Raw genomic sequence first — 22,618 nt, 5'->3', positions numbered from 1 at the left:
GTCATAGCGACGGGGCCTCCTTCAGCAGCGGGCCGCCCCAGCGGCTCTCCAGGGCCTTCTCCACGGCGGCGCCGACACGGTAGCAGCGGTCGTCGGCCAGCACCGGCGCCATGATCTGCAGGCCGACCGGCAGGCCGTCCTCGTCGGCCAGGCCGCACGGCACGGACATGGCCGCGTTGCCCGCCAGGTTGGTCGGGATGGTGCACAGGTCGGCGAGGTACATCGCCATCGGGTCGTCGGTGCGCTCGCCGATCGGGAACGCCGTGGTCGGCGTGGTCGGCGACACCAGCACGTCGACCTGCTGGTAGGCGGCCTCGAACTCGCGGGAGATGACCGTGCGCACCTTCTGCGCCTGGCCGTAGTAGGCGTCGTAGTAGCCGCTCGACAGCGCGTACGTGCCGAGCATGATGCGCCGCTTGACCTCGGGGCCGAAGCCGGCCGCCCGGGTCAGCGCCATGACCTCCTCGGCGCTGCGGGTGCCGTCGTCGCCGACGCGCAGGCCGTAGCGCATGGCGTCGAAGCGCGCCAGGTTGGACGAGCACTCCGACGGCGCGATCAGGTAGTAGGCCGGCAGCGCGACGGTGAACGACGGGCAGGAGACCTCGACGACCTTGGCGCCGAGCGACTCCAGGAGCTGCACGGCCTCGTTGTAGCGGGCCAGCACGCCGGCCTGGTAGCCCTCGCCGCCGAACTCCTTGACGACGCCGATCCGCATGCCGGCGATGTCAGGGTGCTTCGCGGCCTCGACCACGCTCGGGACCGGGGCGTCGATGGAGGTGGAGTCCATCGGGTCGTGCCCGGAGAACACCTCGTGCAGCAGCGCCGCGTCGAGCACGTTGCGCGCGAACGGGCCCGGCGTGTCGAGGGAGCTCGCGAACGCGATGACCCCGTAGCGGGACGAGCCGCCGTACGTCGGCTTCATGCCCACGATCCCGGTCACCGCGGCGGGCTGCCGGATGGAGCCGCCCGTGTCGGTGCCCGTGGACAGCGGCGCCTCGTACGCGGCCACGGCGGCGCTCGAACCGCCCGACGAGCCACCCGGCACCTTCGTCAGGTCCCACGGGTTGTGCGTCGGGTGGAAGGCGGAGTTTTCCGTCGAGGAGCCCATGGCGAACTCGTCGAGGTTCGTCTTGCCCAGGATGACCAGCCCGGCCTCGCGCAGCCGCGCGGTGACGGTCGCGTCGTAGGGCGGCCGCCACCCTTCGAGGATCTTGGACGCGGCCGTCGTCGGCATGTCACGCGTGGAGAAGATGTCCTTGTGCGCGATCGGCACGCCGGCCAGCGGCCCGAGCTTCTCGCCCGCCCTGAGCCTGGCGTCGACGACCCGCGCCTGCTCCAGCGTGACCTCGCGGTCGACGTGCAGGAACGCCCTGATCTTGGGCTCCACCTCGGCCATGCGGTCGAGATGCGCCTCGGCCACCTCTGCGGACGACACCTCGCCGGCGGCGATCATCGAGCCCAGCTCGGCGGCGGTCTTGTGGATAAGACTCATGCGCCCTCCTTCGTCGGGCACGTGAGCCTGACAGAGCTGTGTTTGATGGTTCGCTCGCTCATGCCTCCTCCTCGAGGATGCGCGGCACCTGGAAGCGGTCGTCCTCGACGGCGGGCGCGCCCGAGAGCGCCTGCTCGGGGGTCAGGGACTGTCGCACCTCGTCGGCACGGAAGACATTGGTCAGCGGAAGTGCGTGCGACGAAGGCGGCACATCCTCGGCGGCGACCTCGGCCACCTTCGCGACCGACTCGATGATGGCATCGAGCTGGGTGGCGTAGTGGTCTAGCTCGTCGTCCGTGAGCGCCAGCCTGGACAACCGGGCCAGGTGTGCGACCTCGTCGCGGGTTATGGCGGACATGAGTCGTTGAACCCGTTTCGTGGATGGAGTCTTTGGACACTGCCATCCTAGGGGGCTTGACGGAGCGCCCCCGAACCATTAACCACCTGGCGCGGAAGCACCGTCTCTCCTGCGGCCGACCGGGGTCAGGCCGAGCGGCTCACCTCGGGCTGGTAGCCGTAGTCGGCCCCGGCAGCCGCCTCGGCGTGCTCGCGCAGCCAGACGGTGGCGTCGGCGGCCGGCATGGGCCTGCTGAACAGCCACCCCTGCCCCACATCGCACCCCATCTCGGCCAGACGCATGGCGACCTCGTCCGACTCGACACCCTCGGCCACCGAGCGCAGGCCCAGCGAGCGCACCAGGTCCACGATCGAGCGCACGATCCTGTCGTCGTCGTCGGAGTCGGCGATCCGGCGGACGAACGAGGCGTCGATCTTCACCTCGGACACCGCCAGCCGCTGGAGCCTGATCAGGGAGGAGTAGCCGGTGCCGAAGTCGTCCAGGGCCAGCGGCACGCCGAGCGTGGCCAGCGCCTTGATCGTCTCCTGGGTGTAGGCCTGGTCGCCGGTCAGGATCCGCTCGGTCACCTCCAGCTGGATGGCGGTGGGCGGCAGCCCGTATCGGGCCAGCCCCACCTCCAGTTGCTCGGGCAGGGCCGAGTCGAGCAGGTCGCGGGCGGAGATGTTGACGGAGATCTGCACCTGGAGGCCGGTGTGCCACCAGCGGGCCGCCTGTTCCAGCGCCTCTTCGATGACGTACGCGGTGAGCTGCCGCATCAGGTACGACTGCTCTGCCAGGGGGACGAAGTCGGACGGCGCGATCGGCCCGTGCAGCGGGTGGTGCCAGCGCAGCAGGGCCTCCACCCCGTGGACGGCTCCGCTGTCCAGGCTGACCTTGGGCTGGTAGTGCAGCCGCAGCTCGCGGCTGTCGATGGCGCGGCGCAGGTCCCCGAGTAAGGTGAGGCGCTCGGGCGAGTTGCGGTCCTTGTCCGGCTGGTAGAGCTCGACGCCGGTGCGTCCCTCCTTGGCCAGGTACATCGCCACGTCGGCCCGCTGGAGCAGCAGCTCGAAGTCGGGGGCGTGGTCGGGGTAGATTGCGATCCCGACCGAGGCGTCCACGTCGAAGGTCATGCCCTCCAGCCGCACCGGCTCCGTCAGCGCCGCCCGAAGCCGGGCCGCCACCTCCCTTGCCGCGTGGGTGTCCCTGATCGAGGGCAGCAGCACGGCGAACTCGTCGCCGCCCAGCCTGGCCACGACGTCGCCGGGCCGTACCGAATGGGTGAGCCGGTGCGCGACCATCTGCAGCAGCCGGTCGCCCACGGGGTGGCCCATCGTGTCGTTGACCTCCTTGAACCGGTCGAGGTCGAGCAGGAACAGGCCGACCCGCTCGTCCTGCCGGGCCTCGGCGAGCGCCTCCTCGGTGCTCACGATGAGCATCTTGCGGTTGGGCAGGCCGGTCAGCTCGTCATGCAGGGCCTGGTGGTCACGGCGCATGGAGAGCGTGGCGGTGAAGTAGACGGCGGCCAGGGGGGCGACGAACAGCGGCACGAGGCCGGGAGAGTGGTTCATGACCACGACGACCAGCGGCGCCAGGCCCAGCAGCGCGGCGTACACGAGGCTCTGCGGGCCCGCGGTGACCTTCAGCACGCGTACGATCGAGCGCCGCTCGTGCAGCGCGACCGCCCCGCAGACCAGGGTGGCCCTGGAGGCGAAGTAGGCGACCCCGGCCAGCGCGATCGCCAGCAGGTCGGCCCCGGTCGGCTCCCAGGGCGCGGCCGGGCTCGGCACGATCCCGAACGCCCCCAGCACCACGGCCGCCGTGGTGAGCGCGAGGGTCGACTGGGCGATGTTGAACATGACCCGATGCCACGCCTTGCGCGTCACGACTCCGTTCATGGCGACGGCGACGGCCTGCATCAGCACCGCGACCGGCAGCCCGAAGTGCAGCAGCACGGCGAAGGTGAACATGGTGGACGGATAGGTGCCGCCGACCGAGCTGGCGGAGGACACCATCACGGGCCTGAGCTCGCCCAGGATCACCAGCACCGTCAGCACCCAGAACAGGGGCGTGCGGGCGAGCTCCATGAGCGCCGCCGCGTCCAGCCTGAGCATGGCCACCACGAGGGCGGTGAAGCCGATCACGGTAACGCCCGCGAGGAACGCCCACAGTGGTGTGCCGACGCGTGGTCCGGTATCGCGGGTGTCAGTTGGGTCAGTCATCGGTAACAGAACCCCCATTAGGTCACTATGGGAGGGTACGACCTTCACCCCACTTCGCGAAACCAAGCGCGTACGGTCCGTAGTTCTCCTTTCCGACATATACCCAAAAACCACCCTGCGTAGCAACAGTTCACCCATGCGTGCGCATCACCCCGCCCCAAAGCGCCCCGCAGGCCGGTCCCTGAGCCGATCATGGCGCAGGCCGTCCGCCGCCCATGCGCGCAAGCGCCCCTCCGATGCGCGCAACCCGGTCGGCGACTCGACACCCCACCGGCCACTCCGCGAACGCCCGCTACGCCTCCGGTGGGACCGCCACCCGCGCCGCCGCCTCCGGCCCTTCCTTCAGCAGGACCTCGAACCCGGCCCCGTCCAGGATCGGCACGCCCAGGCTCACCGCCTTGTCGTACTTCGATCCCGCGTTCTCCCCCGCCACCAGGAACGACGTCTTCTTCGACACCGACGAGGCCACCTTCCCGCCCTGGCCGGCGATGGCGGCCGAGGCGGAGTCCCGGGTGTAGCCCTCCAGGGTCCCCGTCACCACGAACGTCAGCCCCTCGAGGATCTGCGGCCCCTTCTCCGGCGCCGGCTCGTCCTCCATCAGGACCCCGGCGGCCCGCCACCGTTCGATGATCTCCCGATGCCAGTCGACCTCGAACCACTCCTTGATCGTGGCCGCCACCTTGGGCCCGATGCCCTCGACCGCGGCCAGCTCCTCCTCCGAGGCGTTCATGATGGCTTCGATCGACCGCATCTCGTTGGCCAGGTCGCGGGCCGTGGGCGGGCCGACGTGCCGGATCGACAGCGCGACCAGCGCCTGCGCGAGCGGGACCTGCTTGGCCCGCTCCAGCTCCTCGATGAGCAGCCGGGCGTTCGCGCTGGGCTCGCCGTTGATGTTGGAGAAGAAGGACACGACCTTCGGCTCGCCGGTCTTGGGGTCGATCTTGGGCAACCCGGTGTCCTGGTCGCGGACCACCGACTTGATCGGGAGCAGCTGCTCCAGCGTCAGGTCGAACAGGTCGGCCTCGGTGCGCACCACCGGCTGCTGCGGCGGGAGCGGCTGGGTGAGCGCGGTGGCCGCGACGTAGCCGAGCCCGTCGATGTCGAGCGCGCGCCGCCCGGCCGCGAAGTAGATGCGCTCGCGGATCTGCGCCGGGCAACTGCGCGCGTTGGGGCAGCGCAGATCGGCGTCGCCCTCCTTCTCGTACGCGAGCTTCGTCCCGCACTCCGGGCAGTGCGTGGGCATGACGAACTCCCGCTCGGACCCGTCGCGCAGCGCCACCACCGGCCCGACGATCTCGGGGATGACGTCGCCCGCCTTGCGCAGCACGACGGTGTCGCCGATGAGCACGCCCTTCTTGATCACGATGGCGGCGTTGTGCAGCGTCGCCCGCTCGACGGTCGACCCGGACACCACCACGGGCTCCATCACCGCGTACGGCGTGACACGCCCGGTCCGGCCCACACCCACCTGGATGTCGAGGAGCTTGGTGTTGACCTCCTCCGGCGGATATTTGTACGCGATCGCCCACCGCGGCGCCCGCGAGGTGGAGCCCAGCTCCCGCTGCGTGCGGAAGTCGTCGACCTTCACGACGACCCCGTCGATCTCGTACGCGGGATCGTGCCGGTGCACGCGGTAGTGCTCGATGAACTCGTTGATCTCGTCGAGCCCCGGCAGCACCTTGTAGAGATCGCTGACCGGCAGCCCGAACTCCCGCAGCCGGTCGTAGACCTCCGACTGGGCCCGCGGCTCGGTCGCGCCCTCCCAGACGCCGATGCCGTGCACCAGCATCCGCAGCGGCCGCTGGGCGGTGATGCGCGGGTCCTTCTGGCGCAGCGTGCCCGCCGCCGAGTTGCGCGGGTTGGCGAACGGCGCCTTGCCCTGCTCGACGAGCTGCTCGTTGAGCTTCTTGAAGTCCTCGACCGGGATGTAGACCTCGCCGCGCACCTCGACCAGGCTCGGGACGCCCTCGCCCTTGAGCCGGTGCGGGACACCCTTGATCGTGCGGACGTTGGCCGTCACGTCGTCACCGGTGCGCCCGTCGCCCCGGGTGGCGCCGCGCTCCAGCCTGCCGTCCCGGTAGACCAGCGCGATCGCCAGCCCGTCGATCTTCAGCTCGCACAGGTAGGGGCCGGGGTCGCCCTCCGCCAGCCGCTCAGCGCGCGCCATCCAGGCGGTCATGTCGTCGGCGTCGAAGGCGTTGTCGAGGCTCTCCATCCTGGCCAGGTGCCGGACCTTGGCGAAGTCGCCCGAGACCGGCGGGCCGACCTTCTGCGTCGGCGAATCCGGCGTCTGGAGCGACGGATGGGCCTCCTCCAGCGCGAGCAGCTCCTTGAACCACTCATCGAACTGCGCGTCGCTGGCGGTGGGCTGGTCGAGCACGTAGTAGCGCCAGCGAGCGTCCTCGACCAGCTCGCTCAGCTCGGCATGCCGCTTGAGCGCGGCCACGGGCACACCGCCGACCTCAGTGCCTGTCTCGCTCACGCAGGTCTCCTCTCGTCCAGCACCCTCAGCAAACGCTACCGCCGAGCGCCGACAAGGACACCTCTCAGCCGCCCTGCGCCCAGACCCCGTCCCAGGCCGAGCAGCTGCCGGTCATCTTCCTGGCCGTGCCGCGGCAGACCTTGCCCTCGATGGAGAGCATGAAGCCCGTCTTGAGGGAGAACGTCAGCGGCTTCGTCCCCGAGCAGTTGCGGTACGTCTTGTACCCCTTGCCCCCGTTCTCCTTGACCCACCGGAACTTGAGCCACGAGCACCCCTTGCGCCCGGGGAAGTCGTACAGCTTGCCGTTGACCACGAACCCGGGCCGGTCGAGCACGACCTTGCCCTTGGCCTTGCCCGCCCGGTCGGCGGAGTAGATCGCGCCCCAGCTCCACGTCTCCGGGTTGGCGGAGGTGGCGGCCATGGCGGGCGCGGCAAGGGAGGCGGACGCGATCAGGAGGGTGGCACCGGCGGCCAGGAAGCGGAGAATCATGATCTGGAGGCTACTGATCACCCTTGCATGCCGCTTGCAGGATCGTCCCTGAGCACCTGAGCGGCCTTGCGGCAGGCCGCCAGCGCCGCCCGCGCGTATCTCGGCGACGCCCCCGCCAGCCCGCACGCCGGAGTCAGCACGACCTGCCCGGCCAGCTTGTCGGCCGGGAACCCGAGCCGCCGCCAGAGGTCCACGGCCGGTTTGGCGATCACCCTGACGTCCGCCAGCCGGGTGTCCGTGCCCGGCACGACGCCCAGGAACAGCGTCGTCCCAGCCTCAAGGACCTCCCCCAGCGCCTCGTCGTCCCGCCGCCGCAGCCGGGCGGCGTCCACGGAGATCCCGCGTACCCCGGCCCGCCGCAGCAGGGTGAACGGCACAGAGGGCGCGCAGCAGTGCACGATCGGATCGTCGAACAGCCGCAGCGACTCCTCCGCCCGCCACTCCTCCACGGCGGCGAGCCGCCCGAACCCGGAGGCGGTGGGCACGGTGCCCGCCAGCACCCCCGGCAGCCCGGGCTCGTCGAGCTGCAACACGATCTCCGTCACCCCGGGCAGCCGCCGCCGCACCTCGGCGCAGTGGTCGGCGACGCCCTGCGCCAGCGACGCGGTGAGGTCGCGTACGGCCCCCGCGTCGCTGAGCATCTTGTCCCCGTATTTGAGCTCGATCGTCGCGGCCAGCGTCCACGGCCCGCACACCTGCAGCTTGAGCGGCCCCGAATAGTCGTGCCCGAGCTCCTCCAGCGCGTCCAGATCGCGCCGCAGATGATCGACGGCCCGCTGGTGATCGCGCCCCGGCCGGTCGGCCATCCGCCACCCGGACGGCTGCACCTCGACGGGCAGCTCGATCAGCAGCGCCGCCGTCCTGCCGATCATGTCGGCGCCGACGCCCCTGGCCGGCAGCTCGGGCAGGTAGGGCAACCCCGGCACCTCACCGAACACGACCCGGACCGCTTCGAAATGATCCTCACCCGGATGCGAGCCGACCCCGGTGGCTTCCCACGTTGACATGGATCCAAGCGTAGGCTCTGCGGAGTGGAACTCACGAAATACGGCCACGCCTGCGTACGCCTCGAGAAGAACGGCAAGATCCTGGTCATCGACCCGGGCGCGTTCACCGAGGACCCGGTGCTCGACGGCGCCGACGCGGTGCTCATCACGCACGAGCACTTCGACCACGTGGACCCCGGCAAGCTGAAGGCCGCCCCGCCCGACCTCGAGATCTGGACCTGCGGGGCCGTCGCCGCCGAGCTGTCGGACGTGCCGGCCAAGGTCCAGGTGGTACGGCACGGCGACGGCTTCGAGACGGCCGGCTTCGGGGTGAAGGTGTTCGGCGAGTGGCACGCCAAGAACCACCCCGACGTGCCCATCGTCCAGAACGTCGGCTTCCTGGTGGACGACGAGGTCTTCTACCCCGGAGACGCGCTCACCGTCCCCGAGGCCGAGGTGCCCACGCTGCTGGTGCCGACCAACGCGCCGTGGCTGAAGATGATGGAGACGATCGACTATCTGCGCACCGTGCGCCCGGCGCGGGCGTACTCCACGCACGACGGCCTGCTCAACGACCTCGGCCTCGGCCTGGTGGACAACTGGCTGAAGATGGAGGCCGACAAGCAGGGCGCCGACATCCGGCGGCTGGGCGTCGGCGAGTCGGTCACCCTCGGCTAGCGGAGACGATGGTCGCCGAGCCGATGACGGTGGAGCCGGAGTAGAGAACCGCGGCCTGTCCGGCGGCGACTCCCGTGGCGGGGCGGTCGAGGTCGATGCGGAGCCCGCCGGCGACCTCCTCGAACCGGCACCCGTACACCTCACCGTGGGCGCGTAGCTGCACGGTGAGGTCGCCCTCGGCCGCGGGGCCGTTCCAGACCGGCGCACCGCAGGTGATCGAGGTGACCTCCAGCGCCGCCCGCGGCCCGACCGTGACCGTGTTGGACACCGGCTCGATCGACAGCACGTAGCGCGGCCGGCCGTCGGCGGCGGGCCGGTCGATGTGCAGGCCCTTGCGCTGGCCGATCGTGAACCCGTGCGCGCCGTGGTGGTTGCCGACGACCGCGCCGCTCTGGTCGACGATGGGCCCCTCCGCCTCGCCGAGCCGCTTGGCCAGGAAGCCGCGCGTGTCGCCGTCGGCGATGAAGCAGATGTCGTGGCTGTCGGGCTTGTCGGCGACGGTCAGGCCGCGCCTGGCGGCCTCCTCCCGCACCTGGGCCTTGGTCGAGTCGCCCAGCGGGAAGATCGCGTGGCTGAGCTGCGCGCGGGTGAGCACGCCGAGCACGTAGGACTGGTCCTTGCCCTGGTCGACGCTCCTGGACAGGACCCCGTCGGCCAGCCTGGCGTGGTGGCCGGTGGCGACCGCGTCGAAGCCCAGGGCCAGCGCCCGATCCAGCACCGCCGCGAACTTGATCTTCTCGTTGCAGCGCAGGCACGGGTTGGGCGTGCGGCCCGCCGCGTATTCGGCCACGAAGTCCTCGACCACGTCGCGCTGGAACCGCTCGGCCATGTCCCAGATGTAGAACGGGATGCCGATCACGTCGGCGGCGCGTCGCGCGTCGCGCGAGTCCTCGATCGTGCAGCACCCCCGGGCGCCCGTGCGGTGGGATTGGGGGTTGGCGGACAGGGCTAGATGAACACCGGTGACGTCGTGGCCCGCCTCGGCGATCCGAGCGGCGGCCACGGCGGAGTCGACGCCGCCCGACATGGCGGCAAGCACACGCAATCCCATGACCATCCCAGCCTACTGTCCGGTGGGGAGTGCGCGACCATGGCGGGAGTCTGGAAGTATTCAGGCCATGCGACTGTTCGGGCGCAAGGACGCAGACGACGACGGGGACGGCGAGCCACTCGGTGACGGGATCGCCGAGTTCTGGACATGGTGGCAGGAGGCCAGGCCGCGACTCGATTCGCTGGTGGCGGCGGGCGACCCCGCGGGGCTTGAAGACCTGCTCGCCCCGGCTGTCGCCGCCGTCGATCCCGGCCTGGTCTGGGAGGTGGCCCCCGGCAGGAACGCCGCGCATGCCCTGGTGGTGACCTCGGCGGGCGACGCCGAGCTGCGCCCGCTCGCGCATCGCTGGGCCAAGAGCGCTCCTGACTCCGACCTGCTGTGGGAGTTCCATCCGTCGCGGCAGGCCAATTCGCAGGCGCTGGAGCTCACGCTCGACGTGGGCGGCTACGAGTTCGCGCTCGACAAGCTGATGCTGGGCCTGCGGGTGCCGCGGGACGCGCCGCGGGTCGACGTGGCCGCGTACCATCCGATCTTCGGCGAGCTCGACGAGGACACCAGGATGGAGACCACGCTGCTGGCGCTGGACTGGCTGCTCGGCGAGGACGACGTGGCCAGGTGGGTGGGCGAGATCACGGCGGCCACGTTCGAGCCGATCGACGCCGTGGCCGCCGCGCACCTGCCCGCCGTGGTCGCCGACCTGGCCTCGGGCTTCGACGAGGAGCAGTGGGTGCTGCTGGAGGGCCAGACCGCGGGCGGTGCGCCGCTCATCGCCACGGCCCGCTATCCGCTGCGCCCGGTCGACCATCCGCTGTTCGACCAGCACATCGCGATCGCTCTGCCGTACGCGCACCGCGACGAGGCCGGCCTGCCGATCGGCGAGTCGCTGGCGGCGCTGCGCGACTTCGAGGAGCGACTGGCCGCCCGCCTGCTCAAGCTGCGCGACGACGCGGTGCTCGCGGCGCATCTGAGCGCCGAGGGGCAGCGGGTCATCCATGTGTACGCCGACCCGACCGGCGACGCCGCCATCCACGCCAAGGAGCTGATCGTGAGCTGGGAGGAGGGCGAGCCACGGGTGGACGTGACGAGCGATCCCGCGTGGGCCGCCGTGGTGCCCTTCATCACCTGACGATCAGCGTCAGCTCAGCACCCGCCGTCAGCTCAGGCCGGCCCGGCGGGCGCGTTCGACGGCGGCGGGGAGCACCTCGATCAGGCGGTCGACGTCCTCGCGGGTCGAGGTGTGGCCCAGCGTGAACCTGAGTGAGCCGCGTGCCGCGGCCGCCTCGGCCCCCATGGCCAGCAGCACGTGCGACGGCTGCGCCACCCCCGCCGAGCAGGCCGAGCCCGTCGAGCACTCCACGCCCTTGGCGTCGAGCAGCATGAGCAGTGCGTCGCCCTCGCACCCGGGGAAGGAGAAGTGGGCGTTGCTGGGCAGCCGGCCCGGCGAAGCCGAGGCGGTTCCTCGCTGTTCACTCCGGGGGGCATGCGGGGGGCTTGCCCCCCGCAGGTCCGGGTCGCCGTTGAGCACCACGTCGGGCACGGCCTGGCGGACGCGCTCGATGAGCTCGTCGCGCAGCGCCGTCAGCCGGCGGCCCAGGGCCTCCTGGTGCTTGACGGCGGTGCTGACGGCGGCTGCGAGCCCCGCGATGGCGGGCGCGTCCAGCGTGCCCGAGCGCACGTCGCGCTCCTGACCCCCGCCGTGCTGCACGGAGACCGGCGTCAGCCCCCTGGCCAGCAGCAGCGCGCCGACCCCCATCGGGCCGCCGACCTTGTGGCCGGTCAGCGTGAGCGCGTCGGTCCCCGACTCGGCGAACGACACCGGCAGCTGCCCGATCGCCTGCACCGCGTCGGTGTGGAACGGGATGCCGTGGTCGTGGGCGATGGCGGCCAGCACGGGCACCGGCTGGATGGTGCCGACCTCGTTGTTGGCCCACATGATGCTGATCATGGCCACGTTGCCGGGGTCGCGCTCGATCGCTTCCCGCAGCGTGTCGGGGTGCACCCGGCCGTGCTCGTCCACCTCCAGCAGCTCGACCTCGGCGCCCTGGCTGTCGGCCAGCCACTGGGCCGGGTCGAGCGCGGCGTGGTGCTCCACGGAGCTGATCAGCAGGCGCCGCCGCGGCCGGCGCGCCCAGTAGAGGCCCTTGATCGCGAGGTTGTCGGCCTCGGTGCCGCCCGAGGTGAACACGACCTCGCTGGGCCGGGCGCCGAGCGCGTCGGCGATCGTCTCGCGCGACTCCTCGACCACCCTGCGCACCTGGCGGCCCGCCGCGTGCAGCGACGAGGCGTTGCCGACGCGTTGGAGCTGCTCCGTCATGGCCTCGATCGCCTCGGGCAGCATCGGGGTGGTCGCCGCATGATCAAGATAGGCCGACGGTCTGGTCACGCGCCCAGGGTATCTCGTTTGCCGCTGTACCGTCCGGACGGTACAGTTGAGGCATGCGAAGGGACGAGCTTTTGGACGCGGCGGAGGAGCTCCTCTGCGACCAGGGCTCCTCCGCGCTCACCCTGTCCGCCGTGGCGGATCGGGCAGGCGTGAGCAAGGGCGGCCTCCTCTATCACTACGGCTCCAAAGAAGCCCTGATCAAGGGCATGGTGGAGCGGTTGATCGAGGACTTCGACGAGCTCATGGCGGCCCAGCCCGGCGAGACCTACACCGAGCGCTACGTGGGCGCGACCCTGGCGGCCGTGCGATCGGGCCGGCTGCGACGATGGGCCGTCGTCACGGGGGCGTCGGGAAACCTCTTCCTGCTCGCACCGCTGCGCGATGCGATGAGCCGATGGCATCGCGAAGGGTTGAGCGAGGAGCCGGATCCGCTGGCCGCACAGATCGCACGGCTCGCCTGTGAGGGGCTCTGGGACGTGGCCAGCCACGACCCGGAGCTGAACACGGAGGACGACCTGCAGGCCCTGGAGGCCCGGCTGAGAGCCCTGCTCAAACCGGCCTGACCGCCCCGGCCCGCCCCGCCGCCGGAAGGACCACAGCCGCACACCTGCCCGGCGAGGGACCGCAGCCGCACGCCCTGCCCCACCGAGGGAGCACGGCCGCGGCCTGGGCCGTCAACCGCACCACGGCCGCCCGCCGCAGGACCGGCAGCCACGCCCGCGCGGCGCCGAGCCGGCGGGACGGCGTGCGGCGCAGCCCGGCGCAACATGCACGGCGCCCAGCCACAGATCCCCCACCACGGCACATCCGCAGCCCCACGGCCGGCATCCGGTCCCGATTCCCTACCCCACGTCCCGTTCGCTGGGCGCCGAGGCGGTGGGCGGTGAGCACGTCCACCCCCATGCGCACGGGGCCTCCTGCGCCCGAAAATAACCAAAAATTACGATCTTGTGTGAGGTGTTGCCGTATGACCCGCGACCTGAGGAGTGCCCGCTACGGGGCGGTCCTCACCTTCGTCCTTGGCGGCCTGATGGTGGGCACGATGACCGTGCGCATACCGGCGCTGACCGACAAGCTCGGTCTGTCCGAGTCCATGGTCGGCGCCGTCCTGCTGGCATGGGGCCTGGGCGCCCTGGTGACCATGCAGTCCATGCGCCGGGTCATGGCCCGCGCGGGTAGCAGGGCGGTCCTGCGGGTCGGCGGCCCACTCACCGCGCTCGGCCTCCTGGCCGTGGCATTCGCCCCGAACCTCCCCATGCTCATGATGGCCGTGGCGTTCTTCGGCATGGCGTTCGGCACGGTGGACGTGGCCATGAACGCCCAGGGCTCCACGGTCGAGCGGGCGTACGCGCGCCCGCTCATGAACGGCATGCACGCGGGCTGGTGCGTCGGCGCGATCTCCGCGGGCGCCCTGGGCAGCCTGTCGATCGCCCTGGGCCTGTCGTTCACCGCCAACCTGGCGCTGGTCGGCCTGGTCTCGCTGCCGGTCATGGTCGTGCTCGGCCGCACGTACCTGCCCGAGGCCCCGGCCGCGGGAACCACCACGAGGACCCGCCACCGCATGCCGCCGATCGTCTACCTGCTCGGCGCGATCATGTTCTTCGCCTTCATGGTGGAGGGCACGGTCGCCGACTGGAACGGCCTGTACATGCGCGACGAGCTCGGCGCCCCCGAGGCCCTGGCGGCGCTCGGCTACCCGGTGTTCGAGGCAGGCATGCTGATCGCCAGGCTCACCGGCGACCGCCTGCGGACCAGGTTCGGCGTGCGTGGCATGCTGACCGTCTCCGGACTGGCCACGGCCGGGTTCTTCGCGGTCGTGCTGGTCGCCCCGGCGGCGCTGGTGGCCGTGTTCGCGATGTTCTTCGTCGGCCTCGGCGTGGCGACGATCTCCCCGCTCACGCTGTCGCTCGCCGGAACCGCGACCGGCACCCCGGGTCCGGCGATCGCCCAGGCCGGCGCCATGGGATACGCGGGCCTGCTGCTCGGCCCGGTGGCGATCGGCTTCCTCTCGGACGCCACGTCCCTGCGTACCGCCCTCGGCATCGGCGTCGTCCTCGGCGTGCTGATCGCACTCGCCTCCCGCCTGCTCCCCCACGGGGAACCGGCCGCGATCAGCCCGCTGCCGGTCATGGAGCCCGAACCCGCCAAGGCGGCCGCCTGAGAGTTTCCTGTGGATCGCGGCGGGCAGCTCCCGCGCGCCCCCGCATGGGAGTGCCGCCGCTCACAGAGAACTCACAGATCCTCCCAGGACGCCCCCAACCGGTCACCGCACGCTGGACCCATGATCCAGCTCACCGGATTGACCAAACGCTACGGCGAGGTGCTCGCCGTGGACGATCTCACCTTCACGGTACGGCCGGGCCTCGTCACCGGCTTCCTCGGCCCGAACGGCGCAGGCAAGACCACGACCATGCGCATGATCCTCGGCCTCGACCTGCCCACCTCGGGCACGGCCACCGTCAACGGCCGCCTCTGCCAGGACCTCCCGAACCCGCTGCGCGAGGTCGGGTCCCTGCTGGAGGCGCAGGCCGTGCACCCGCGGCGCACCGCGCGCAAGCACCTGCTCTACCTGGCCCAGACCAACGACCTCCCGGCCACCCGCGTCGACGAGGTGCTCGACCTGGTCGGGCTCACGGACGCGGCGGGCAGGAAGGCGGGCGCGTACTCGCTGGGCATGAGCCAGCGGCTGGGCATCGCCGCGGCCCTGCTCGGGGACCCACCGGTGCTGCTGCTCGACGAGCCGGTCAACGGCCTGGACCCCGAGGGCGTCCTGTGGATCCGCACGCTCATCCGCGGCCTGGCCGCCGAGGGCCGTACGGTGCTGGTCTCCAGCCACCTGATGAGCGAGATGGCGCTGACCGCGGACCGCCTGGTGGTGATCGGCAAGGGCCGGCTCATCGCCGAGGCGGACATCGGGGAGTTCACGGAGGAGGGCGCGGCGGTGGTCGTACGCACGCCCGAGGCGGCCTCGTTCGCCCGGCGGCTGGAGCTGTCCGGCGCGCACGTGCAGGTGGGGCGGGACGGGGAGCTGGTGGTCACGGGCATGACGGCGCCGGACGTCGGGCGGCTCGCCGCAGCCGAGAGCGTGCCGCTGTTCGAGCTCACCCCGCGGCGCACGTCCCTGGAGGACGCGTTCATGGAGCTCACCCGCGACAGCGTCGAATACGGAGCGGCACGATGATCGGCGCAGAGGTGCTCAGGGCGGAGTGGACCAAGTTCAGCAGCATCAGGGCCACCATGGTGCTGTCGGCGGCGGCCGTCGCCGTATCGGCGGCGTTCGGGTTCCTGTTCAGCAACGCCGCGGCCAGGCAGTACGCCACGGCCACCCCGCAGGAGCGGCTGGACTTCGCGCCGCTCGACATGGGCATGCGCGGGCTGTTCGTCCTGCAGTTGCTGATCTCGGCGCTGGGCGTGCTGATCGCCTCCTCCGAGTACGGCTCGGGCACGATGCGGGCCAGCGTCGCCGCCGTGGGCCGGCGGGGCCGCCTGGTGGCCGCCAAGGCCGGGATGACCGCGCTGACGGCACTGCCGGTGAGCGTGGCCGGGGTGTGGCTCGTGTACGTGACCAGCCAGACGACGCTGGCCTCGGGCGGAGCGCCGTACGTCATGCCCGGCGACCCCGCCGCGCTGCGCCTGCTGCTGCTCGGGCCACTGGTGTTCACGCTGCTGGCGCTGTTCGGGCTGGCGCTCGGCCTCCTGCTGCGCGGCACGGCCGCCGCCGTGAACGTCAGCACCGCCTTCCTCCTGGTCCCCATCCTGTCCACGGCCTCGCCCGACCCGATACGGGGCTTCGTCGCCACCTACTGGCCGAACATGGGCGCCTTCAAGGCCGTCTCCGGAACGTCCGAGCTGCCGGCCTGGGCGGGACCCGGCATCCTCGTCGGTTTCGTGACGGTCATGCTGATCGCCGCGTATGTCCAGTTCAAGAAGCGCGACGCCTGACTACGCTGTCCGCAGGGAGGTGCGCCACATGGGCGAGCGGCTGCTCGTGGTCGACGACGAGCCCACCGTCAAGGAGTTGCTCTCCGCGACCCTGCGGTTCGCGGGCTTCACGGTGAGCTCGGCGGAGAGCGGCGCCCAGGCATTGGAGGCGGCCCGGCGCGACCCGCCCGACCTGGTTCTGCTCGATGTCATGCTGCCCGATCTCGACGGGTTCGAGGTCATCCGCCGGCTGCGGAGCCTGCCCAGGGCCGGCGGGCGTCCAGGGCCGGTGCCCGTGCTGTTCCTGACGGCCCGCGACGCGACGGCCGACAAGATCAACGGGCTCCGGCTGGGCGGCGACGACTACGTGACCAAGCCGTTCGACCTGGAGGAGCTGCTGGCCAGGATCCGGGCCATCCTGCGGCGCACCGGCGCGATCCCCGACGACCACACGATCGTCGTGGGAGATCTCGAGGTCGACCCCGACGGCCACCAGGTGACCAGGGCGGGCCGGCCGGTGCGTCTGTCGCCGACCGAGTTCCGGCTGCTGCACCACCTGGTGCTCAACGCCGGCCGGGTGCTGCCCAAGTCGCAGATCCTGGAGCACGTGTGGCGCTACGACTTCGCCGGCGACACGAGCATCGTGGACACGTACGTGAGCTACCTGCGGCGCAAGCTCGACACCGGTGAGCCCAAGCTGATCCACACCGTTCACGGGGTCGGCTACGTGCTCCGCAAGCCGAAGCGATGATCGGCCGGCTGTCGCTGCGGGCCAGGCTGCTGGCGATCACGGTGGGGCTGCTCGTGATCGGCCTGGTGGCGATCAGCTCGGTCGTGCTGCGACAGCTGGAGACGCAGCTCATGACCCGCGTCGACGCGCAGCTTGCGCCGATGGGCAGGGCGATGTCCGCGATCCCGCCCGACTTCGTGATCAGGCTGCGGCGGCAGGCGGGCCAGGTGCCGCTGGCCACGGGGCAGCTCGACCTGATCGAGAAGTGGTACGCGGCCTACCTGTCCCCCGACGGCACGCCTCTCCGCGAGCTGGGCGACACCGCGGGACCCGACCTCCCCCGGCTCGACGCCGCGACCGTGACGGCCCGCGCGGGGCAGCCGTTCACCGTGTCCGGTCGCGACGGCGGGGAATGGCGGGCCGTCGCGCTGCCGTGGACGGGCACGGGCGGAGGCGGCCATTCCGCCGTCGTCGCGGCCGTGTCGCTGGAGGGCATGCACTCGACGATCAACCGGCTCCGCGGGGCCTCCCTCATCGCAGGCTCCGTGCTGCTGGCGATACTCGCGCTGACGGGCGGGATCGCGATCAGAGCGGGGCTGGCGCCGCTGCGCCGCGTGGAGGAGACCGCCGCCGCCATCGCCGACGGCGACCTGTCCAGGCGCGTACCCGAGCCGACCGCGCCGAACACCGAGGTCGCGCGGCTGGCTCGCTCGCTCAACAAGATGCTCACCCAGATCGAGCTGGGGGTCGCGGCGAGCACGGAGTCCGAGGCCCGCATGCGCAGGTTCGTCGGCGACGTCAGCCACGAGCTGCGTACCCCGCTGTTCGGCATCAAGGGCTTCTCGGAGCTGTACCGCATGGGCGGCACGGAGGCCGGACCCGCGCTGGCCCGCATCGAGAGCGAGTCCGGCCGCCTGGCCCGGCTGGTTGAGGACCTGCTGCTGCTCGCCGGTCTCGACGAGACCGACGGTCCGGGCCTCGACCTCACCCCCATGGACCTGCGTACGCTGGCCGCCGACGCCCGCCACGATTTCGCCGCTCTCGACCCGTCCAGGCCGATCGCGTTCACGGGGCCCCTCGGCGGCGCGGCGGCGAGCGCCCCGGTGCTGGGCGACGAGGCCCGGCTGCGGCAGGTGGTCAGCAACCTCGTCGGCAACGCCGTCACCCACACGCCCGCGGGCACGCCGGTGAGGATCGGCGTGGGCACCTCTGAAGGGGAGGCGGTGCTGGTCATCGAGGACGAAGGGCCGGGGCTCAGCCCCGAGGAGGCGGCCAAGGTGTTCGACCGGTTCTACCGGGCGGACAGCTCGCGCGCCCGTACGACGGGGGGCGCGGGGCTCGGCCTGGCCATCGTCCGCTCCATCGTCACCGCCCATGGAGGCCGCGTGGAGCTGCGAACTTCCCCGGGCCGGGGAGCGGCCTTCCAGGTCCGCCTCCCCGCCGCCGACCCGCGATGAACAGCCTTCACGGGAGTCTGTCGGAGCGGGTCTAGTGCGCCGACGCGCCGCAGCACCTCGGCAGTGGGTATAGAGCGCCGCTGACCGTGGTGCCCTCTCCCGGCACGCCGTTGACGGTCAGGCGGCCTCCCAGGCCCGTGAACTCGGCGCACCTGCCGAGCAGGCGTGCCCGCAGCGCCTCGGCCGACCTTCCCCCGCCGTCGTCGCTGACCGTCAGGCGCAGCCCGCTGGGGGCCACGGTGAGGGCGATGGAGACGGTACGGGCCCGCCCCTGCCGCTCCACCTCGTCCAGGACGTCGCGTATCGTTCCTCGGACAGTCTCGCCGACGTGGCAGGGAAGCGGCTCCTTCGGCAGCGCCCACGCCTCCACCGCGATCCCAGTCCGCTGGGACCACTCCGTCAGGTCGTCGTCCAGTTCGCGCGCGTACGCGGACCGTACGTCCAGCCGGAGTTCGTTACCTGACATGCTCTTCCCCATCTCCCCGTGCTCGCTGGAGCTTGCCTTCGTTCGCCACGGCGGTTGCCAGCCGGAACGCGACACCCTGACTCCAACATGGGCATCTTGCGATCTTCTTGACATCCGCTGTAAGCGACTTTGAACAGCCCCAGGAGGCTCTGGGTCGAGCATGACATTGGACAGACGAATAGCGTTGATCATTCGGCCGCTCCCTAACGGGCCGCCGAATCGGCGAAGCGCTTTGAGCAGGGGTTTGGGGGGCCGTGCCCCCCAATGTCACAGCCTGGGCTCCTTTCGCGCGAAGCGCTGCCTAGCGAAGACTGTGCTCGTCCCCCGGCCCTACTTACGCTTCTTGATCTCCTCAGCGAGCTGCGGGACGACCTGGTGGAGGTCACCCACGACCCCATAGTCCGCCAGCTCGAAGATCGGCGCCTCCGGGTCCTTGTTGATCGCGACGATGGTCTTCGCGGTCTGCATGCCCGCCCGGTGCTGAATAGCACCGGAAATCCCCGCCGCGATGTACAGCTGCGGCGACACCGTCTTACCCGTCTGCCCCACCTGGAACTGGTGCGGGTACCAGCCCGCGTCCGTGGCGGCGCGCGAGGCGCCCACGGCCGCGCCCAGCGCGTCCGCCAGGTCCTCGATGAGCGAGAAGTTCTCCGCCGAACCCACACCACGACCACCGGAGACCACGATCGCGGCCTCGGTCAGCTCGGGCCGGGCGCCCTTCTCCTGCTTGACCCGCTCCACGACGCGGGCCGCCTTGGCGGAGTCGGACAGGGTGAGCGAAACCTCCTCCTCGGTGCCCGCCCCGGGGGAAGCCTCGGGGGCGGTCGAGTTGGGCCGCACGGCGACGATGGGCGTGCCCTTGCGCACCTTGGAGTGCACGTTGATGCCGCCGCCGAAGATGGACTGGTCGGCCACGAAGCCCTCGCCGAGGCCCACGGCGTCGGTGATGACGCCGGAGTCGGTCTTGATGGCGAGGCGTCCGGCGATCTCCTTGCCCTCGGGCGTGGCGGCCACGAGGACGGCGGCAGGGGACTTGGCAGCCACCAGCTGGGCGAGCAGCTCGGCCTTCGGCGCGACCACGTAGTCGACGATGTCGCCGGAGCCGGCGACGTAGATCTTGTCAGCACCGTACTCGGCCAGCCTGGCCTTGGCCTCCGGCGTGAGGCCGGGGCCCGCCCAGACGGCGGCGGGCGTGCCGAGGGAGCGGGCCAGGGTCAGCAGCTCAAGGGTGACCTTCTTGACCTGGCCGTCGACCTGCTCGACGAGAACGAGAATCTCCGACATTTCAGTAAACCCCCGTTCTCAGATGAACTTCTTCGACGCGAGGAACTCGGCGGCGTTCACGCCACCGTCGCCCTCGTCCTTGACGATCGTGCCGGCCGCGCGCGGCGGGGCCGAGGCGAAGTCGACGACCTCGGACCAGGCGGCGGCCAGGCCGACCTGGGCGGCGTCGATGGAGGCGTCGCCGATGGCGAGCGTCTCGACCGGCTTCTTCTTGGCCGCCATGATGCCCTTGAACGAGGGGTAGCGCGGCTCGTTGATCTTCTCGACCACGGACACGACGGCCGGCAGCGTGGCCTCGACCTTGTCGAAGCCGTAGTCGGTGATGCGCTGGACCTTGATCGAGGAGCCCTCGACGTCGACCTTGTTGGCCAGCGTGAGCTGCGGCGTGCCGAGGCGCTCGGCAAGCATCGCGGCCAGCATGCCGGTGCGCGCGTCGGTGGACTCCGAGCCCAGGATGACCAGGTCGAAGCCGATCTTCTTGAGCACCTGGGCCATCGCGTACGAGCTCGACAGCGCGTCGGAGCCGTGCAGGGCCTCGTCGCTCAGGTGTACGGCCTTGTCGGCGCCCATGGCCAGGGCCTTGCGGATGGTCTCGGTGGCCTTGCCCGGGCCCATGGTGAGCACGGTGACCTCGCCACCGTGGGCCTCCTTGAGCTTCAGCGCCTCCTCGACCGCGTACTCGTCAAGCTCGTTGACCACGCCGTCGGCGGCGTCGCGGTCGAGCGTCTTGTCATCGGACCGCAGCTTGCGCTCGGTCGCCGTGTCGGGGACCTGCTTCACGCAGACGACGATGTTCATGGCCGGTGGCCGACCTCCCGTTTCGCGTGCGCCACCGCGTCGCTGCGGTGGCCGCCGGATGCAATGCTTTCCAGACTGCCGGATGCCCTCCGGGCCCCCGGCAGAGGGTGCCTTGTCGCGGTCATGTTACCCATGAGTAGCTTGCGTGCAAACCGCAGGAGAACGCGGCCGGCGCGAAAGCCCTTGCCGCCCACACCCTACCGAGCTTCATTCTGTTGCCGCCCATCACCCCCTGGTCGAAGGGAATCAGGCCGACAGCAGGAACACGATCCCGAGGACCAGCGCCGTGCCCGCGAACAATGCCAGCGTGAACGTGCTGAACAGCGCCGCCAACCCGAAGCAGAGACCGGCCACCCCTGCCACACTGACCATATCCGTGATCATGCGAACGCGTTTGTACGGGCTGCGCGAGAACAGCGCCACCCCGGCGTCCGAAACCACGGCCAGCGCGTACGCCGCCAGCAGGAACAACGCGACCTCGGGCAGCGGCTCGCGCGCGGCGGCGGCCAGCAGCGACACGAGCAGCCCCGAGCCGATCACCCAGCGCCTGCGTACCTTCTCCCGGTGCCTGGCCCTGGACTCCTCCACCGACCGCCGATGCTGCTCCCTGCCCGGCCGCCACTCCCTGGTGGTCATCTCGTCGGCGACGTGCACCGCCCGGCGAGCGGGCCGGTGGGGTACGTGGGTGACCGGTTCGACGCCCAGCCTGGCGCAGATCTGCGCGGCCGTCGGGCGCGCTGCCGGATCGGTGGACAGGCACTCCCGTAACAGCGGCTCCAGCCACGCGGGCACGCCCTCCAGGTCGGGCGGGTGGTGCACGACCCGGTAGGCGACCGCGGAGGCCGGCCCCTGCCCGTACGGCTGCCGCCCGGTCGCCGCGTACGCCAGCGTCGCCCCGAAGGAGAACACGTCGGCCTCCCTGCCCGCGGGACGGCCCTCCAGCACCTCGGGGGCCAGGTAGCCGGGCGTGCCCACCACCGCGCCCGAGGCGGTGACCGACAGCGAGTCGAGGGCGCTGGCGATGCCGAAGTCGATGACGACGGGCCGGCCCTCGGCCATCATCACGTTGGCCGGCTTGAGATCGCGGTGCACGACCCCGGCCTCGTGCATGGCCAGCAGCGCGTCGGCCAGCCCGGCGGCCAGCTCGCGCAGGTCCTCGACGGGCACCGGCACGGCGCTGAGCGGGCGGCCCTGGACGTAGCGGGTCACGAGGTAGGGCCTGGCGACCTCCAGCGAGGCGTCGAGCACCTCCGCCACGTGCGGCCCGCCGACCCTGCGCATGGTCTCCACCTCGCGCGCCAGCCGAGCGAGCGCGCCGCTGTCGGCCGCGACGTGCGGGTGCAGCACCTTGACGGCGACGGTGCGCCCCTCGGCGTCGAGCGCGAGGTGCACCTCACCGAAGCCGCCCGCCCCGAGCCGGGACAGTAGCTCATAGGAGCCGAGGCGCTCGCTCATATCTCTACTGTCCCCCCGGGAGCCAGTGGGGACACTCAGAACCAGTTGGTCAGGAACCCCAGCCCGAGCCCGTCCATCAAGCTGCCGATCAACCCGGTGATCAGGCCGATCGTGCTCTGCCTGGCATCGCTGGCCAGGTCGTCGATGACCGACTCCGGCGCCCGCCACGGCGACCACACCGGCTCCTGGCCCAGCGCGAACATCACCGCGAACAGCGCCGCCGTGCCCACCAGCACGACCGCGACCAGCGCCGCACCCGGGCTGCGGAGCACGCTGGTGAGCGTGCGGGTGACGGCCTTGCGCGGCGCGCCGCCGCCGGGCAGCACGAACAGACCGGCCACGAACGCCCCGGCCGCGTAGGAGGCCGCCTCGTTGACGCCCATCCCGCC

20 protein-coding genes and 1 pseudogene are annotated in these 22,618 nt (G+C 71.4%); 8 read left to right on the top strand and 13 right to left on the bottom strand.

Annotated features, from left to right (window positions below):
* Nucleotide 1 precedes the first annotated feature (1 nt).
* The 6 genes from gatA to EJK15_RS00075 all read right to left on the bottom strand — a co-directional run bounded on the left by gatA (nucleotide 2) and on the right by EJK15_RS00075 (nucleotide 8,027).
* Complete coding sequence (gatA, locus tag EJK15_RS00100; protein WP_138708256.1) at nucleotides 2–1,492, bottom strand: Asp-tRNA(Asn)/Glu-tRNA(Gln) amidotransferase subunit GatA; 1,491 nt, start codon at nucleotides 1,490–1,492, stop codon at nucleotides 2–4.
* A 58-nt stretch (nucleotides 1,493–1,550) separates the two neighbouring features.
* Nucleotides 1,551–1,850, bottom strand: coding sequence for an Asp-tRNA(Asn)/Glu-tRNA(Gln) amidotransferase subunit GatC (gatC, locus tag EJK15_RS00095; protein ID WP_138708255.1), 300 nt, complete (start codon nucleotides 1,848–1,850; stop codon nucleotides 1,551–1,553).
* Between the two features lie 125 nt (nucleotides 1,851–1,975).
* On the bottom strand, nucleotides 1,976–4,048 hold the full coding sequence (locus tag EJK15_RS00090) for a putative bifunctional diguanylate cyclase/phosphodiesterase (protein WP_138708254.1): 2,073 nt from the start codon (nucleotides 4,046–4,048) through the stop codon (nucleotides 1,976–1,978).
* A gap of 292 nt (nucleotides 4,049–4,340) precedes the next feature.
* Nucleotides 4,341–6,530, bottom strand: a complete 2,190-nt coding sequence (gene ligA, locus EJK15_RS00085) for an NAD-dependent DNA ligase LigA (protein ID WP_138708253.1) — start codon at nucleotides 6,528–6,530, stop codon at nucleotides 4,341–4,343.
* 64 nt (nucleotides 6,531–6,594) lie between these two features.
* A complete protein-coding gene (locus EJK15_RS00080; protein WP_138708252.1) occupies nucleotides 6,595–7,020 on the bottom strand; it encodes a hypothetical protein in 426 nt (141 codons plus the stop codon).
* A 17-nt stretch (nucleotides 7,021–7,037) separates the two neighbouring features.
* Nucleotides 7,038–8,027 (bottom strand): methionine synthase, encoded by a 990-nt coding sequence (locus EJK15_RS00075; protein WP_138708251.1) that lies wholly within the window; start codon nucleotides 8,025–8,027, stop codon nucleotides 7,038–7,040.
* 24 nt (nucleotides 8,028–8,051) lie between these two features.
* On the opposite strand from EJK15_RS00075, the gene EJK15_RS00070 reads away from it, so the two are divergent.
* Entirely contained in the window at nucleotides 8,052–8,684 is a 633-nt protein-coding gene (locus tag EJK15_RS00070; RefSeq protein WP_138708250.1) for an MBL fold metallo-hydrolase, read from the top strand.
* On the opposite strand, the gene mnmA is transcribed toward EJK15_RS00070, so the two are convergent.
* Nucleotides 8,671–9,735: a tRNA 2-thiouridine(34) synthase MnmA gene (gene mnmA, locus EJK15_RS00065; protein WP_171074017.1), complete on the bottom strand. Its 1,065-nt coding sequence runs from the start codon at nucleotides 9,733–9,735 to the stop codon at nucleotides 8,671–8,673. The genes EJK15_RS00070 and mnmA overlap by 14 nt on opposite strands.
* Before the next feature lie 67 nt (nucleotides 9,736–9,802).
* Between mnmA and EJK15_RS00060 the strand changes: the two genes are divergently transcribed.
* Entirely contained in the window at nucleotides 9,803–10,861 is a 1,059-nt protein-coding gene (locus EJK15_RS00060) for a DUF695 domain-containing protein (protein WP_138708249.1), read from the top strand.
* Nucleotides 10,862–10,888: 27 nt separating this feature from the next.
* Here EJK15_RS00060 and EJK15_RS00055 read toward each other — a convergent pair whose 3' ends face one another.
* Nucleotides 10,889–12,118, bottom strand: coding sequence for a cysteine desulfurase family protein (locus EJK15_RS00055; protein ID WP_138708248.1), 1,230 nt, complete (start codon nucleotides 12,116–12,118; stop codon nucleotides 10,889–10,891).
* Nucleotides 12,119–12,171: 53 nt separating this feature from the next.
* On the opposite strand from EJK15_RS00055, the gene EJK15_RS00050 reads away from it, so the two are divergent.
* The 6 genes from EJK15_RS00050 to EJK15_RS00025 all read left to right on the top strand — a co-directional run bounded on the left by EJK15_RS00050 (nucleotide 12,172) and on the right by EJK15_RS00025 (nucleotide 18,226).
* Complete coding sequence (locus EJK15_RS00050; protein WP_138708247.1) at nucleotides 12,172–12,681, top strand: TetR/AcrR family transcriptional regulator; 510 nt, start codon at nucleotides 12,172–12,174, stop codon at nucleotides 12,679–12,681.
* Between the two features lie 404 nt (nucleotides 12,682–13,085).
* Nucleotides 13,086–14,279 carry an MFS transporter gene (locus EJK15_RS00045; RefSeq protein ID WP_138708246.1) on the top strand — a complete coding sequence of 398 codons (1,194 nt, stop codon included), beginning with the start codon at nucleotides 13,086–13,088 and terminating at the stop codon, nucleotides 14,277–14,279.
* Nucleotides 14,280–14,399: 120 nt separating this feature from the next.
* A complete protein-coding gene (locus EJK15_RS00040) occupies nucleotides 14,400–15,299 on the top strand; it encodes an ABC transporter ATP-binding protein (RefSeq protein WP_138708245.1) in 900 nt (299 codons plus the stop codon).
* The gene (locus tag EJK15_RS00035) at nucleotides 15,296–16,060 is read left to right on the top strand and encodes a hypothetical protein (RefSeq protein WP_138708244.1); all 765 of its coding nucleotides are present in this window, start codon (nucleotides 15,296–15,298) and stop codon (nucleotides 16,058–16,060) included. The genes EJK15_RS00040 and EJK15_RS00035 overlap by 4 nt, the downstream gene beginning before the upstream one ends.
* 28 nt (nucleotides 16,061–16,088) lie before the next feature.
* Nucleotides 16,089–16,790 (top strand): response regulator transcription factor, encoded by a 702-nt coding sequence (locus EJK15_RS00030; RefSeq protein ID WP_138708243.1) that lies wholly within the window; start codon nucleotides 16,089–16,091, stop codon nucleotides 16,788–16,790.
* On the top strand, nucleotides 16,787–18,226 hold the full coding sequence (locus EJK15_RS00025) for a sensor histidine kinase (protein WP_138708242.1): 1,440 nt from the start codon (nucleotides 16,787–16,789) through the stop codon (nucleotides 18,224–18,226). The genes EJK15_RS00030 and EJK15_RS00025 overlap by 4 nt, the downstream gene beginning before the upstream one ends.
* 31 nt (nucleotides 18,227–18,257) lie before the next feature.
* Here EJK15_RS00025 and EJK15_RS00020 read toward each other — a convergent pair whose 3' ends face one another.
* From EJK15_RS00020 to EJK15_RS69975, 5 genes and pseudogenes are all read right to left on the bottom strand, one after another.
* Nucleotides 18,258–18,692, bottom strand: a complete 435-nt coding sequence (locus EJK15_RS00020; protein WP_138708241.1) for a sensor histidine kinase — start codon at nucleotides 18,690–18,692, stop codon at nucleotides 18,258–18,260.
* 330 nt (nucleotides 18,693–19,022) lie between these two features.
* Nucleotides 19,023–19,976: an electron transfer flavoprotein subunit alpha/FixB family protein gene (locus EJK15_RS00015; RefSeq protein ID WP_138708240.1), complete on the bottom strand. Its 954-nt coding sequence runs from the start codon at nucleotides 19,974–19,976 to the stop codon at nucleotides 19,023–19,025.
* A gap of 18 nt (nucleotides 19,977–19,994) precedes the next feature.
* Nucleotides 19,995–20,774 (bottom strand): electron transfer flavoprotein subunit beta/FixA family protein, encoded by a 780-nt coding sequence (locus EJK15_RS00010; RefSeq protein ID WP_138708239.1) that lies wholly within the window; start codon nucleotides 20,772–20,774, stop codon nucleotides 19,995–19,997.
* A 246-nt stretch (nucleotides 20,775–21,020) separates the two neighbouring features.
* Nucleotides 21,021–22,229, bottom strand: a complete 1,209-nt coding sequence (locus EJK15_RS00005; protein WP_138708238.1) for a serine/threonine-protein kinase — start codon at nucleotides 22,227–22,229, stop codon at nucleotides 21,021–21,023.
* Between the two features lie 35 nt (nucleotides 22,230–22,264).
* Nucleotides 22,265–22,618: pseudogene (locus EJK15_RS69975) on the bottom strand (serine/threonine-protein kinase); the annotation flags it as partial.

It is taken from the genome of Nonomuraea basaltis, assembly GCF_005893125.1.
In the GTDB taxonomy this organism is placed as follows: domain Bacteria; phylum Actinomycetota; class Actinomycetes; order Streptosporangiales; family Streptosporangiaceae; genus Nonomuraea; species Nonomuraea basaltis.
The sequence above is the reverse complement of the archived record's forward strand: the minus strand, read 5'-3'. Positions and strand labels throughout refer to the sequence as shown.